At 74.3% G+C, this 13,574-nt stretch carries 10 protein-coding genes; 2 read left to right on the top strand and 8 right to left on the bottom strand.

Going from position 1 to position 13,574, the window contains the following annotated elements:
• Window positions 1-41: 41 nt before the first annotated feature.
• The 4 genes from GA0070560_RS04145 to lpdA form a co-directional block, all read right to left on the bottom strand.
• Window positions 42-956 carry an LLM class flavin-dependent oxidoreductase gene (locus tag GA0070560_RS04145; RefSeq protein WP_091291508.1) on the bottom strand — a complete coding sequence of 305 codons (915 nt, stop codon included), beginning with the start codon at window positions 954-956 and terminating at the stop codon, window positions 42-44.
• Window positions 957-1,073: 117 nt separating this feature from the next.
• Entirely contained in the window at window positions 1,074-2,411 is a 1,338-nt protein-coding gene (locus GA0070560_RS04140; RefSeq protein WP_091291506.1) for a low temperature requirement protein A, read from the bottom strand.
• A gap of 170 nt (window positions 2,412-2,581) precedes the next feature.
• Window positions 2,582-4,387, bottom strand: a complete 1,806-nt coding sequence (sucB, locus tag GA0070560_RS04135) for a 2-oxoglutarate dehydrogenase, E2 component, dihydrolipoamide succinyltransferase (protein ID WP_091291504.1) — start codon at window positions 4,385-4,387, stop codon at window positions 2,582-2,584.
• Between the two features lie 73 nt (window positions 4,388-4,460).
• The gene (gene lpdA, locus GA0070560_RS04130; protein ID WP_091291502.1) at window positions 4,461-5,852 is read right to left on the bottom strand and encodes a dihydrolipoyl dehydrogenase; all 1,392 of its coding nucleotides are present in this window, start codon (window positions 5,850-5,852) and stop codon (window positions 4,461-4,463) included.
• Between the two features lie 178 nt (window positions 5,853-6,030).
• Here lpdA and GA0070560_RS04125 point away from each other — a divergent pair, with 178 nt between their 5' ends.
• Window positions 6,031-6,360 (top strand): hypothetical protein, encoded by a 330-nt coding sequence (locus GA0070560_RS04125; RefSeq protein ID WP_091291499.1) that lies wholly within the window; start codon window positions 6,031-6,033, stop codon window positions 6,358-6,360.
• A 253-nt stretch (window positions 6,361-6,613) separates the two neighbouring features.
• On the opposite strand, the gene GA0070560_RS04120 is transcribed toward GA0070560_RS04125, so the two are convergent.
• Complete coding sequence (locus GA0070560_RS04120; protein ID WP_091291496.1) at window positions 6,614-8,185, bottom strand: leucyl aminopeptidase; 1,572 nt, start codon at window positions 8,183-8,185, stop codon at window positions 6,614-6,616.
• A gap of 165 nt (window positions 8,186-8,350) precedes the next feature.
• Between GA0070560_RS04120 and gcvT the strand changes: the two genes are divergently transcribed.
• Window positions 8,351-9,478 carry a glycine cleavage system aminomethyltransferase GcvT gene (gene gcvT / locus GA0070560_RS04115; RefSeq protein WP_091291493.1) on the top strand — a complete coding sequence of 376 codons (1,128 nt, stop codon included), beginning with the start codon at window positions 8,351-8,353 and terminating at the stop codon, window positions 9,476-9,478.
• Between the two features lie 20 nt (window positions 9,479-9,498).
• On the opposite strand, the gene GA0070560_RS04110 is transcribed toward gcvT, so the two are convergent.
• The 3 genes from GA0070560_RS04110 to GA0070560_RS04100 all read right to left on the bottom strand — a co-directional run bounded on the left by GA0070560_RS04110 (window position 9,499) and on the right by GA0070560_RS04100 (window position 13,514).
• The gene (locus GA0070560_RS04110) at window positions 9,499-10,794 is read right to left on the bottom strand and encodes a DUF2314 domain-containing protein (RefSeq protein ID WP_091291492.1); all 1,296 of its coding nucleotides are present in this window, start codon (window positions 10,792-10,794) and stop codon (window positions 9,499-9,501) included.
• A gap of 64 nt (window positions 10,795-10,858) precedes the next feature.
• A complete protein-coding gene (locus GA0070560_RS04105) occupies window positions 10,859-11,632 on the bottom strand; it encodes an adenosylcobinamide-GDP ribazoletransferase (protein WP_091291489.1) in 774 nt (257 codons plus the stop codon).
• Window positions 11,622-13,514 (bottom strand): bifunctional adenosylcobinamide kinase/adenosylcobinamide-phosphate guanylyltransferase, encoded by a 1,893-nt coding sequence (locus GA0070560_RS04100; RefSeq protein WP_091291486.1) that lies wholly within the window; start codon window positions 13,512-13,514, stop codon window positions 11,622-11,624. Before GA0070560_RS04100 ends, GA0070560_RS04105 begins: the two co-directional genes overlap by 11 nt.
• Window positions 13,515-13,574: the final 60 nt, after the last annotated feature.

The raw sequence follows: 13,574 nt of genomic DNA, 5'->3' as shown, positions 1-13,574 counted from the left end.
CCGCGCGAGCCCGCCCGGCACGCTGCGGCCAGCCACCGGGTTCAGGTCAGTCGCGCGAGCACCGGGGCGAGCGGCTCCAGCGCGTCGGCGCGTACCACGAAGCGGGTGACGCCCCAGCGGCGCTCGTGCGCGGCGACCGCCGCGACGATCTCGTCGGCGGTGCCGATCAGCACGAACGGTGTGGCCAGCAGTTCGGCGACGCTCAGACCGGTGATCCGGGCGTGCTCGGCCGCGGCGGCCTCGGCGTCGGCGGTGACCACGACGCGCTGCACCAGCGCCTCCAGCGCCGGCGGGTCGTCCCGACCCGCTGCGCCGGCGGCGACGCAGGCGAGCTGCGCCTCGATCTGGTCGGTCCGCCACCGGGCCTCGTGGGTGTGGCCGTCGGCGAGGGTACGACCGAAGCCCGTCAACCCGACCACGTCGGCGTGCGCGCCCGCCCAGCGCAGCAGCGTGGAGTTGGCGGTGCCGATGGTCAACGGGACGCGCTGCTGCACCGGCCGGGGCGACGTCAGCCGCGCGTCGCGAATCGCCAGCTCGGGCGAGTCGACGGTCACCTCATCCCCGTCGAGCAGGGCGCGGACGGCCTCGGCGACGGCCAGGCAGCGGCGTACCCGACCGGCGACGTCGGGCCGCTCGCGGCCTACGGCCCGCCACTCGGCGGGGGTGTGGCCGGCGCCGATGCCGAGCCGGGCCCGTCCGCCCGAGACCAGGTCGAGGGTGGCAACATCGCTCGCGAGCAGCATCGGCTCCCGGACGCCGGCATTCGACACGTACGAGCCGAGCCCGATCGTCGAGGTGACCGCCGCCGCGGCGGCCAGCGCGACGAAGGGGGCGGTGACGTCGCCGGGATGGTCGGCGGCGAGCAGCGCGTCGAAGCCGGCGGACTCGGCCCGGCGGGCCAGACCCAGCCAGCTCGCCGTGTCGGTGGGAGTGGCCTGGAGCGAGAAGGTCGTCACCGGCCCAGCGTGCCGCCGGTGAGTCGGAAGTGGCCAGCCCGGACCCGTCGGTTCTGCCGAAGGGCGAATCCGGCGACGCGAACGGACCTCCGTCCACTCCTGTGACCGGGCCGGAGGCTACCGCCGTTCCTCTTCGTCATCCGGCCCGTCCTCGTGCCAGCGGGCCCGGAACGCCGCCTCCTGCGCCTCGTGGGTGGCGCGTTCCTGGAAGACCACGTCGCGCAGCGCCTGCCGGGACTCGTGCATGGTGATCACCTCGACCGCCACCAGGCCCACGCAGATCGCGGTGAGCACCGACACGGTCACCAGCCCCGGCAGCTGGGCGCTGAACGGGATGGCGGCGGCCAGCAGGAACACGGCGCCGACCCGGCTCCACGACAGGGTGTGCAGGGTACGCAACTGGAAGAGCATGTTGCCGACGAGGTAGCAGATCACCCCGATGAAGAGCAGAGGCGCATGGATGCCGCGCGCCGGTTCGGTGACCGACACGGCGGGGTCGGCGACGTCGTGGACGATCCCCTCGGCCCCGAGCGCGAACAGGATGATCCCGGCGATCATCGGCAGGTAGCAGTACGCGTACGCGTCCCGGGCCATCGCCACCCGGGCCCGGCCCAGGGTGGCGTGCAGGGCGATCCGGGCGGCCGGCCCGATCACGTCGTAGTGGGCCCACCACAGGGCGGCGGTGAAGAAGATGCCCAGTACGGACGCGACGACCGCCGGCCAGCTCGGTGGCTGACCGAGCAGGTTGCTGCCCAGCCCGACGGAGATCACCGACTCACCCAGGGCGATGATCAGGATCAGGTCGTAGCGCTCCGTCCAGTGTTCGGCCGAGGCGACCCCCCAACCCCAGGTGCCGCCGATGATCCCCGTGCCGTACTGGAGCACCACGACGGTCAGCCACAGGCCGTCCCGGACCAGCTCCGCCCGGCCCAGGTCGTCGATGTACAGGGGGACCAGCGCCGCGCCGAGCAGCAGCAGCGTGCTCAACGCGATCTCCGGGAGGAACCGGAACACCTGGCGACGCTGGTGTGGGGTGTCCTGGACGACGTGGATGTACAGCACCATGTGCACGGCGCGGATCACCAGGTAGCTGACCGCCACCACCACCGGCCCCGTGGTGCTCCGGCGCGGGTCGCCGAACGCCTGTGGCAGGGCCAGCGCGAAGCAGAACAACGCGGCCATGCCGACCGCCATCAGCACCGGGACGAAACCCTCACCGAGCCGGACCCGGGTGGCGACCACACTGTGCACCACCCAGGTCCACCAGAGCACCGCCAGCACCAGCATGCCGTGCAACAGCGCCGGACCGGTGACCTCCACGGCCGTGGCCCGGGTGATGATGAAGAACGAGAAGACGAAGACCAGGTCGAAGAAGATCTCGAACCGGTCCACCCGGGCTCCGGGCGCGACCGCCACCGCCGGTCCCAGCCGTCCCCGCCCCCGACCGCCGCCCACCGGTCGAGTCTCTCAGCGCCCACCCCGGCCCTGGGCCGGAATCGGGTCCCCGCCCGCCCCGCCCGGGCAGGCACACGCCGAGGGGGCGGCGGAACGCGGAAGGGGCGGCGGAACGCGGAAGGGGCGCGTGGCGGGTGCCACGCGCCCCTTCCGGGGAGTTCCCTACCGGGTCACAGACCCAGCTCGGCCTCGAAGTTACCGGCCTCCAGCCGTTCCTTGACCGTGACCAGGAAGCGGGCCGCGTCGGCGCCGTCGATCAGCCGGTGGTCGTAGGACATGGCCAGGTAGATCATCGACCGGACCGCGACGACCTCGCCCAGCTCCGGGTCGTTGACCACGACCGGACGCTTGACCACGGCACCCGTGCCGAGCATCGCCGACTGCGGCGACGGCACGATCGGGGTGTCGAACAGGGCACCCCGGCTGCCGGTGTTGGTCAGCGTGAAGGTCGCCCCGGCGATCTCGTCCGGGCTGATCTTGTTGGTCCGGGTCCGCTCGGCCAGGTCGGCGACCCGCTTGGCGATGCCGCCCAGGTTGAGGTCACCCGCGTTGTGGATGACCGGCACCAGCAGCCCGCGCTCGGTGTCCACGGCGATACCGAGGTGCTCGGCGTCCGGGTAGGTGATCGTCCCGGCGTCGAGGTCCATGCTGGCGTTGACGATCGGGTGTGCCTGCAGGGCCTCGATCGCCGCGAGGGCGAAGAACGGCAGGAACGACAGCTTGACCCCGTGCCGCTGCTGGAAGGAGTCCTTCGCCTGGGCCCGCAGCTTGGCGATCCGGGTGACGTCCACCTCGACCACCGTGGTCAGCTGCGCCATCTCGTGCAGCGACTGCTGCATCCGCTTGGCGATGGCCGCCCGGATCCGCGGCAGCTTCTCGGTGGTGCCGCGCTTCGCGCTCGGCTGCGGCTTCGCGGCCGGCTTGGCCGGGGCCGCAGCCGGCTGCTGCGCCGGGGCGGGGGCGGCCTTGGCCTTCTCGGCCGCCTCCAGCACGTCCTGCTTGCGGATCCGGCCACCCACGCCGGTGCCGTTGACCGAGGACAGGTCGACGCCGTGCTCGGCGGCGAGCTTGCGTACCAGCGGGGTCACGTAGCCGGCAGCCTCCTCGCCGCCACCCTGGGCGGGAGCGGTCGGACGCTGCGGAGTCGCCGTCGGGGCGGACGGCTGCGCCGCCTGCTCGGCCTTGACCGGCTGCTGCGCGACCTCGGCCTCGGCAGCAGGCTCGTTGTACGACATGCCCGGGGTCGGCTCCTCGACCTTCGGCGCGGGCTTCGCCTCGGCCTTCGGCTCCGGCTTGGGCTCCGGCTTCGCCTCGGCCTTGGGCGCGGGCTTCGCCTCGGCCGGGGCGGCGCCGGCCGCACCGATGATCGCCAGGTCGGCGCCGACCTCGGCGGTCTCGTCCTCGGCCACCTTGATCTCCAGCACGGTGCCGGCGACCGGGGACGGGATCTCCGTGTCGACCTTGTCGGTGGAGACCTCCAGCAGCGGCTCGTCCACCTCGACGGTCTCACCGACCTGCTTGAGCCAGCGGGTGACCGTACCCTCGGTGACGCTCTCGCCCAGGGCCGGCATCTTCACCGGGGTGCCCTCGCCCGACGGCGCCGGGGCGGCCTGCGCCTGCGGCTCGGGCTGGGCCGGCTGCTCCGGCTCCGGGCCGGTGCCCTCGGCGGCGGCCGTCGGCTCGGCGGCCGGCTCGGCCTCCCGGGCCGGGGCGGCCTCGCCGCCGCCGGCCTGCTCGCCCTCACCGGCGATGACAGCCAGCTCGCTGCCCACCTCGGCGGTCTCGTCCTCGCCGACCACGATCCGGCTCAGCACACCCGCCGCGGGGGACGGGATCTCGGTGTCGACCTTGTCGGTCGACACCTCGAGCAGCGGCTCGTCGACCTCGACGGTGTCGCCCTCCTGCTTGAGCCAGCGGGTGACGGTGCCCTCGGTGACGCTCTCGCCGAGCCGAGGCATGGTGACCGATACCGGCATCTTCTAAGACTCCTTCATTCCCCTGGTGCGATCACGCCCGTCTGCCGCCGGACGCCGCGGAATCACTTCTCGATCAGGCGTGCGCGTGCAGCGGCTTGCCGGCCAGGGCCAGGTGCGCCTCGCCCAGGGCCTCGTTCTGCGTCGGGTGGGCGTGCACGAGCTGCGCCACCTCGGCCGGGTAGGCCTCCCAGTTGTAGATGAGCTGGGCCTCGCCGATCAGCTCGCCGACCCGGGCGCCGACCATGTGCACGCCGACGACCGGCCCGTCCTCCACCCGGACCAGCTTCACGAAGCCGGTGGTCTTGAGGATCTGGCTCTTGCCGTTGCCGCCCAGGTTGTAGTTGTAGCTCTTGACCTTGTCGGCCCCGTACTGCTCCTTGGCCTTCGCCTCGGTCAGCCCCACCGACGCCAGCTCCGGGTCGGAGTAGGTGACCCGCGGGATGCCGGCCTCGTCGATCACGGCCGGGTTCTGGCCGGCGATCTCCTCGGCGACGAAGATGCCCTGCTGGAAGCCGCGGTGGGCGAGCTGGAGGCCGGGCACGATGTCGCCGACCGCGTAGACGTTCGGCACGCTGGTGCGCAGCCGTTCGTCGGTCAGCACGTAGCCGCGGTCCATCTTGACGCCCTGCTCCTCGTACCCGAGGTTGGCGGTGTTCGGGCCGCGGCCCACGGCGACCAGCAGCAGCTCGGCCTCGACGGTCTCGCCGCCGGAGATGGTCAGCTTGACGCCGTTCTCGGTCTTCTCGACCTTCTCGAACGGCTTGCCGACCTTGAAGTTGATCTTCCGCTTGCGGAAGGCCCGCTCCAGCGCCTTCGACGACTCCTCGTCCTCGGCGGCGACCAGCCGGGGCAGCGCCTCGACGATGGTGACGTCCACGCCGAAGGACTTCCACACGCTGGCGAACTCGACACCGATCACGCCGCCGCCGAGCACGATCACCGACGAGGGGACGCGGTCCAGGGTCAGCGCGTGGTCGCTGGTGATGATCCGCTCGCCGTCGACCTCCAGGCCGGGCAGGGTCTTCGCGTACGAGCCGGAGGCCAGGACGACGTTACGGCCGGTGTAGCGCTTGCCGTCCACCTCGACGACGTTCTTGCCGACCAGCTTGCCGGCGCCCGCCACGAAGGTGATGTTCTTGGCGCTGCCCACCAGGCCCTGCAGGCCCTTGTACAGCCGGGAGACCACGCCGTCCTTGTACGAGTTGACCCCGGCCATGTCGATGCCGACCAGTTCGGCCTTGACGCCGAACTGCGCCGACTCGCGGGCGGAGTCGGCGATCTCGGCGGCGTGCAGCAGGGCCTTGGTCGGGATGCAGCCGTTGTGCAGGCAGGTGCCCCCGAGCTTGCCCTTCTCGATCAGGGCGACGGAGAGGTTCAACTGGGCGGCACGCAGCGCCGCCGCGTAGCCGCCGCTGCCACCTCCGAGAATGACGATGTCGAAGGTTGCGTCGTTCGGCTCGCTCACGTTCAACTCCCAGGTCGCTTCGCTGCATCGGGGGTCACGGAGGGGTAACAGGCACACCCCACCTCGGTCATCTTGTCACCACCGTGCACAGCGCGCGTACTGAGGTGCCCAACGACACGTCGCCGACACGTACGCTTGGCACCGACTTCGATGACGTACGGGGGAGGGGACAGGTCGGGTGGGGCTTTTCCGACGACGCAAGAAGGCGGCGGGCGTCAGCCGTGACCGCCCCGCCGACCGCGCCGACCTCGACCATCTCGAGAACTTCGTCCGCACCCGGCGCGGGGTCGAGGCGTACATCGAGCCGCGGACCACGGTCACCGAGACCACCGTCATCCTGATCGCCGACGACGGGGAGTGGACCCGCCGACGCGTCGAGGGCCCCGAGGGCGCCCGACGTTTCGCCCACCGGCTCGCCATCCCGATCTACGACGTCCGGCTGATGGGCTACCCGCAGCGGATGCGCGACTACAACGAGCGCCGCAAACGCCGCCCGGACCTTTTCTGACCCACCCATCCGCCCGCGCACGCCGCCGTACCGCACCCGCCCCTCGGCGTCGATCGGCTGCATCTTCCCGGAAAGAGTGGCCATTCCGCGCGGAACAGCCACTCATTCCGGGAAATTGCGCGGACCTCGGGCTGCCGCCGCCGCGCGGGGCGGCGGGGGAGTGCGGCGGGGGAGTACGGGCCGGGGTGGGAGTGGGGAATGGCGGCGGGGCGCCTCCCCGTGGGGAAGCGCCCCGCCGTGTGTCGGGAATCCGTCAGCCGTTGGCGGCGACGTCCTCGACGAGCTGCACCAGGGTACGGACCGGGACGCCGGTGCCGCCCTTGGTCCAGTAGCCGGTCGCCTCACCCGAGTGGTAACCCGGGCCGGCGATGTCGATGTGCGCCCACGCCACCTCATCGGTGACGAACTCGCGCAGGAAGACCCCGCCCTGGAGCATGTGACCGGCCCGGTCCATGCCCGCGTTGACCTGGGAGATGTCCGCGACGTCGGAGTCCATGCCCTTGCGTACGTCGTCCGGCAGCGGCATCGGCCACGCCGGCTCGCCGACGGAGTCACCGACGACCCGGACGCGCTCGCACAGCTCCGGGGTGCCCATCACGCCGGCGATCCTCTTGCCGAGCGCGACGACCTGGCCGCCGGTCAGGGTGGAGGTCTCGAAGAGGTAGTCGGTGCCGTCCTCGCAGGCCCGGGCCATCGCGTCGGCGAGGATCATCCGGCCCTCGGCGTCGGTGTTGAGCACCTCGACCTTCTTGCCGTTGTACATGGTGATCACGTCGCCCGGCCGGTAGCTGGTGCCCGACGGCATGTTCTCCGCCATCGGCAGGTACGCGGTCACCGCCACCGACGGCCGCACCGCGGCGATCGCCAGCATCGCGGCTGCCACCGCAGCGGCCCCGGCCATGTCGGACTTCATCTCCCACATGCCCTGCGCCGGCTTGATCGAGATGCCGCCGGTGTCGAAGGTGATGCCCTTGCCGACCAGCGCCACCCGCTTGCCGTTGCCGCCGCCGGCCGGCGTGTAGGTGAGCTTGACCAGGCGCGGCGGGGCCTCCGAGCCCTGGCCGACGGCGATGATGCCGCCGTACCCGCCGGCGCGCAGCGCCGCCTCGTCGAGCACCTCGACCCCGAGCCCGGCCGCACGGGCGGCCTCGGCGACCGCCTCGGCGAAGGACGGCGGACGCAGCTCGTTCGGGGCGGTGTTCACCCAGTCGCGGCTGGCCCGCACCGCGCCGGCCACCGCGGTCGCCCGCTCGATCTCGCCCCGGGCGGCGGCGTCGGCGGCGTCCGGCACGGCGATCAGCACCTCGGCGACCGGCTCGCGGCGGGTCGGCTGCGGCTTGGTCTTGTACCCGGCGAACCGGTAGCCGCCCAGCAGCGCGCCCTCGGCGACGGCGCGCAGCGCGGCCGGGGCGTCGGCGTCGTCGGGCAGCGGCAGGGTCAGCGCCACGCGCCCGGCGCCGGCGAGCGCCCGGACGACCGCGCCGGCGGCCCGGCGCAGCGTCTCCGGGGCCGGAGCGGCGCCGGTCGGCTCGGGACCGAGCCCGACCGCGGCGACGACCGGGGCGGTGACGGTGCCCAGCGTGGCCAGCTTGATCACCTCGCCGGGAGCGCCGGTCGCGCCGAGCAGCGCCAGCGTCTCGGTCAGCTTGCCGTCGAAGGCGGCGGCGATGCTCTCCGCGCCGCTGGCCAGCAGCAGGGTGCCGGCGAGGCCGCTCGTGGCGACCTGCTCTCCGGTCTGGCTGTGCACGCCGATCACGATCGCGTCGACGGCAAGCTCGGCGGGGTCGGTGTCGACCAGGCTCAGGGTGGTGCTGGGCGATGTCACTGAAGCTACTCCGGGCGGGCCGGGCCGGTCGCGTCGTCGCGTACCGGCGATGAAGGTCTTCCGGCGGCAACCTACCCGCCGGAAGCATGGCTGTCCCGCGGAACGCTGTCCCGACGGGTCCCGCCGATGCTAACCAGCGGCGCAGCTCCCGGTAAGTTCCCACCCATGACGGACGTGACCCCCGACGCCGCCGCGACCCGGCTGCGCCGTTCCCCGCTGCACGAGCGGCACACCGCTCTCGGCGCCAAGTTCGCCCCCTTCGGAGGCTGGGAGATGCCGCTGGAGTACGCCGGCGGCGGCGTGTTGAAGGAGCACACGGCGGTGCGTACCGCCGTGGGCGTCTTCGACGTGTCGCACCTGGGCAAGGCCCGGATCACCGGCCCCGGCGCGGCCGGGTTCGTCAACTCCTGCCTCAGCAACGACCTGGGCCGGATCGGGCCCGGCCGGGCGCAGTACACGCTCTGCTGCGACGACGCGACCGGCGGCGTGGTGGACGACATCATCGCCTACCTGCACGCCGACGACCACGTCTTCCTCATCCCGAACGCGGCGAACACCACCGAGGTGGTACGCCGGCTGCGCGCCGCCGCGCCGGCCGGGGTCACCGTCACCGACGAGCACGAGGCGTACGCGGTGCTGGCCGTGCAGGGCCCCCGCTCGGCGGAACTGCTCGGCGCGCTGGGCCTGCCGACGGAGCACGGCTACATGAGCTTCTCCCCGGCCACCCTGGCCGGCGCCGAGCTGACCGTCTGCCGCACCGGCTACACCGGCGAGCTGGGCTACGAGCTGGTCGTGCCCGCCGCGCACGCCGTCGCGGTCTGGGACGCGCTCTTCGCCGCCGGTGTCGAGCTGCGGGCGTGCGGGCTGGGCGCCCGGGACACCCTGCGCACCGAGATGGGCTACCCGCTGCACGGGCAGGACCTGTCGCTGGAGATCACCCCGGTGCAGGCCCGCTCCGGCTGGGCGGTCGGCTGGGACAAGCCGGCCTTCTGGGGTCGCGACGTGCTGCTCGCGGAGAAGGCCGCCGGCGCTCGGCGTACGCTGCGCGGCCTGGCGGCGGTCGACCGGGCCATCCCGCGCGCCGGCATGGCCGTGTACGCGGGCGACGCGCAGGTCGGCACGATCACCAGCGGCACCTTCAGCCCGACGAAGAAGCAGGGCATCGCCCTGGCCCTGCTCGACACCGACGCCAAGCTCGCCGACGGTGACGTCGTGGAGGTCGACATCCGGGGCCGCCGCGCCCAGATGCGCGTCACCCGGCCCCCCTTCGTCCAGCCCTCGGTCAAGAGCTGACCCGACGTCGGCCCGGGTGGTCAGTGGGAGGGGCGGGGGCGTTCGCCGGCGTCCAGGACGGCCTGGGTCCAGCCGCCCTCGATGACGCCGGTGCCGTCCAGCAGGGCCCAGTCGACGACGTCCGTGGACTCCACCACGACCGGGGATCCGATCCGGACCGTCGGGTCGGTGTTGGCGTCGCTGGCGCTCGCGCCGACGATCCGCTCCGGCGCCTCCCACGAGGTCACCCCCGCCCAGACGTACTCGGGGCCCTCGTCGCCGGGCAGGCCGTACTTCACCACGAGCTGTGACTCCGGAGGGAGCTGACCGGCGAGGAACCGGGCCCGGATGCCGTCCAGGCCGGCCCGTGCGGTGGCGACCGCCCGGCTCATCGCGTCACCCGAGCGGGCGTACCGGACGTCGGGCTGGATGCCGGAGAAGAGCGTGGCGCAGGCCGCCGCGAAGTACTTCCCGTCCGGCCCCGGATGCCCGGGCGGCGGGCGCAGGCTGAGGAACGAGTCGGCCTCCGGGTCGGTGGCCGGGTCCAGCTCCAGCCGCAGCAGCACCGGGGCTGTCGCGCCGTGCTGCTCCGGGTTGCCGTACGCCACCGCGATGTCGTGCCCGGTCACCGTGGCCAGTACCGGCAGCTGCACGAACGCCGGCACCTCCTCGCCGGCCAGCCCGTCGGTCCAGTCCCGCAGCAGCCGGCGGGCCGCCCCGGTCATCACCGCGCCCCAGGCCCGGGTGAGGTGGTCCGGCACGCCCTGGGTCTGCAACTCCAGCAGCCCGAAGCGGCGCAGCCCCTTGGTGGTGAACCAGAGCCCCTCCGCGTCGGAGGAGTACGGCACCAGCACCCAGTCGACGAGGCGTACCCGGCCGTGCTCGTCCGGCAGCGAGCGCAGCGCGGTCGCCGGGTCGAGGAACTGCAGGCCGAAGACGTCCACCACGTCGCCGTCGACGGACTCGGCGACCGCGGCGGCGACCGCCCGGGCCGCCCACTCGTGCGCCGGCGGCCAGCCCGGCCGGTACTCGGCCTGCACCACCACCAGGTGGCTCGCCGCGGCCAGCCGGCCCAGCTGCGCCTCGGTGGCCCCGAACGCGGTGAGCAGGTCCGGCGGCAGCTGCGGGAACTCGTCGATCGACCGGGTGTCCACGCTCATCAGCGGGCTGTCCAGCATCTGCGTCGCCAGCCCGTGCACCGGCCGGGCCAGCCGCCCCTGAAGGGCCCGCACCGCGGTCTTCGGGCTCACCCGGGGCAACCCCGCCATCGGCACCAGGTAGGTCGCGCTCAGCGACTCCGGCACCGGGACCGGCAGGAAGTCGTCCGTGATGAGCATGCGTCCCCCAGTGCGCCGCGCCGGTGCCGTCGGGGCAAACGCTACCCGGCACCGCGCGTCGTGTTCAGCCGGACAGCACGACCCCGAGGTAGACCAGCGTGGTGACCAGTTCCACGCCCGCTCCGAGCACGTCACCGGTGACGCCGCCGAGCCGGCGTACCACGTGGCGCAGCAGCCCGACCGCGACGGCGAGCGCGGCCAGCACGGCCAGCGGCCCCTGCCACGGGCGGCCCGGCACCGCCGGGACCGCCGCGAGCGCGACGGCCACCGTGCCCGCCACCAGCGCCACCGGACCGACCGTGCCGGCGACCAGCGCGCCGAGCCCGTCCGGCCGGGCCGCCGGCACGCCACGCCGGCAGGCGAAGGCCACCGCGAGCCGGCCCGCCGCGCTCGCGGCGACCACGCCCGCGAGCGCCGCCGGCCAGGACCGCCCGGCCAGCTCCGCGAGCGCCGCCGTCTGCAGCAGCAGTACGAGCACCAGCGCGACCACCCCGAACGGACCCACGTCCGGCTTCTTCATGATCTCCAGCGCCGCAGTTCCCCGCCGGTACGACCCCAGCGCGTCCACGGTGTCGGCGAGCCCGTCGAGGTGCAGGCCCCGGGTGGCCAGGGCGGCGCAGCCCACCGTCATCCCGGCGGCCACCAGGGGCGGGGCGAACGCGGCCGACAGCAGCAGCACCCCGGCCAGCGCCGCGCCGAGCAGCGCCCCGACCAGCGGGGCGAGCGCCATCGCCCGCCCGGCCACCGCCCGGTCGATCCGGCCGGCGCGCACCGGCGCCGTGGTGAAGGTGGTCAGCGCCAACCGCAGGCCGTCGGCGCGGCCCGGCTCAGCCGGCACGCCGGCCGGACGGATCCCGCTCCGGTGCGTTGCCGGGGCCCGCCGGCTCCGGCTCCGGCTCGGTGAAGTCCGGTTCGGTGGTGGTCGGGCCGGGCCCGGCCGGCTCCGGCTCGGTGAAGTCCGGTTCGTCGGCGTCCGGCCCGCCCAGCCGGGGGTGGACGGGCAGTCCGGCGGCCAGCGCCAGCACCGAGCGCAGCAACGGCAGCGCCGCCAGCGCGTTCGCCCCCTCGCCCAGGTCCAGCCGCAGGTCGAGCAGGGGGCTCAGACCGAGCACGTCGGCGGCGAGCCGGACCGCCGGGTGACCGCCGTGGTCGGCCAGCAGGCACCAGTGCCGGGCCTGCCCGGCCAGGTCACGGCTGATCATGCCGGCGGCGAGGCCGACCGGACCGTCCAGCATCACCGGCAACCGGCGGGCGGTCGCGCCGAGCAGCACGCCGGTGGCCACCGCGACATCCCCGCCCCCGAGCTCGGCCAGCACGTCCTTCGCGTCGCGGGGGGAACGGCGGGTGCGGTGCAGCGCGTCCCGGACCGCCGCGCAGCGCACCATCCAGGCGGCGTCGTCGATCTCGCCGTCGGCGGTGACCACCCGGCCGAGCACCGCCGGGGCCTCCGCACCGGCGGTCGCGGCGAGCACCGCGGCGGCCGCCGCCTCGGTGCCCGCGCCGCACGCCCCCAGCACCAGCAGCTGTACGCCCGCGTCGGCGGCCTCCTCGGCCAGCCGCCACCCGTGACGCAGGGACGACTCGACGGCGGCGGCCCCCAGCGCGGGCTCCTGCTCCATCGGCGCGGACGACGGAGTGTCCACCACCTGGAGGCTGGCGCCGATCTCGGCGGCCAGCCGGGCCAGCGTCCCCCGGCCGGCGCGGGCCTGCCGGGCGAGGCGCGACGACTCGCCGGGCGGCGCCCCGGCGGCGGCCCCACCGGTGTGGTCGCCGTGCAGCAGCAGCACCCGCACCGTCGACCAGGGGACGGGGGTGGGGGTGCCCTGGGTGGCGGCGGCGAAGCCGACCACCCGCTCCAACGCCCCGAATCCGGCTCCCGGCACGTCCAGCATGCCGAGCCGGTCGACGGCCTGCGGCCCGGCGTACTCGTCGGGCATGGGCAGTTCCATGCCGGGCTGGATGACCAGGCCGGTGGCGACCATCGGTAGGGCCATGGTGGGTGCGGCCCAGGCGGTGCCGTCGGTCTGCGTCGCGGCGGCCGGCGTGGCCGGAGCCTCGGGGGTCGGCACGTCGGGCAGGGACGGCTGCGTCTCGGGGACGGTCGGCGGCGTCCCGGTGGCGTCCCGCACGGCGGGACGGGCCTGCGCGGGCACGTCGACCGCGCGTGCGGCGGCGGCCGGCTTGAGCCAGACCGGCTGGCCGGCGACCACCAGCGCCACGGTGTCGCAGGCGTCGGCGGCGGCCCGGTTCGCCGCGCCGAGGGCGTCGGTGAACGCCCGGCCCAGCGGGGTGGTCGGCACCAGCGACAGTCCCACCTCCGGGCTGACCAGCACCACCCGCGCCTCGGTGTCGCGTACCGCCGCCGCCAGTTCGGCCACCGTGGCCACGTCGTCGGCCGGCTGGTGCGCCGGATCGAGCAGCACCGTCACCCAGCCGCCCAGGTCGTCCACGAGCAGCGTCTCGTTCGGCCCGGCGGCGGCGATCACGTCGGCCAGCCGGCGCGGGTCGTCCGCGGTCTCCTCGGTGGTCCAGCTGCCCGGACGGCGGTCCCGGTGCGCCGCCAGCCGGGCGGCCCACTCGGTGTCCTCCGGATCACCGGCGGCCGCTGTCGCCACGTACCGCACCGTGGGCGCGTCGGCGACCAGGGACTCGGCGAACTCCGACTTGCCCGAGCGGATGCCGCCGAGCACCAGGACCGTGTTCCACCCGTCAACGGACATGCCCGTACCTTAAGGCCGCCCGACGCGCCGCCGCCGGGCGGCCCGGACTCAGCCGCAGTG

This window comes from Micromonospora halophytica (genome assembly GCF_900090245.1).
Lineage (GTDB): Bacteria > Actinomycetota > Actinomycetes > Mycobacteriales > Micromonosporaceae > Micromonospora > Micromonospora halophytica.
This window is presented reverse-complemented; position numbering and strand designations above follow the sequence as displayed.

Excerpts from the sequence above, each read along its gene's own strand:
- GA0070560_RS04110 (WP_091291492.1), bottom strand. The coding sequence starts at position 10,794 with ATGCTCATCACGGACGACTTCCTGCCGGTCCCGGTGCCGGAGTCGCTG.
- sucB (WP_091291504.1), bottom strand. The coding sequence starts at position 4,387 with ATGCCGGTATCGGTCACCATGCCTCGGCTCGGCGAGAGCGTCACCGAG.
- gcvT (WP_091291493.1), top strand. The coding sequence starts at position 8,351 with ATGACGGACGTGACCCCCGACGCCGCCGCGACCCGGCTGCGCCGTTCC.
- GA0070560_RS04100 (WP_091291486.1), bottom strand. The coding sequence starts at position 13,514 with ATGTCCGTTGACGGGTGGAACACGGTCCTGGTGCTCGGCGGCATCCGC.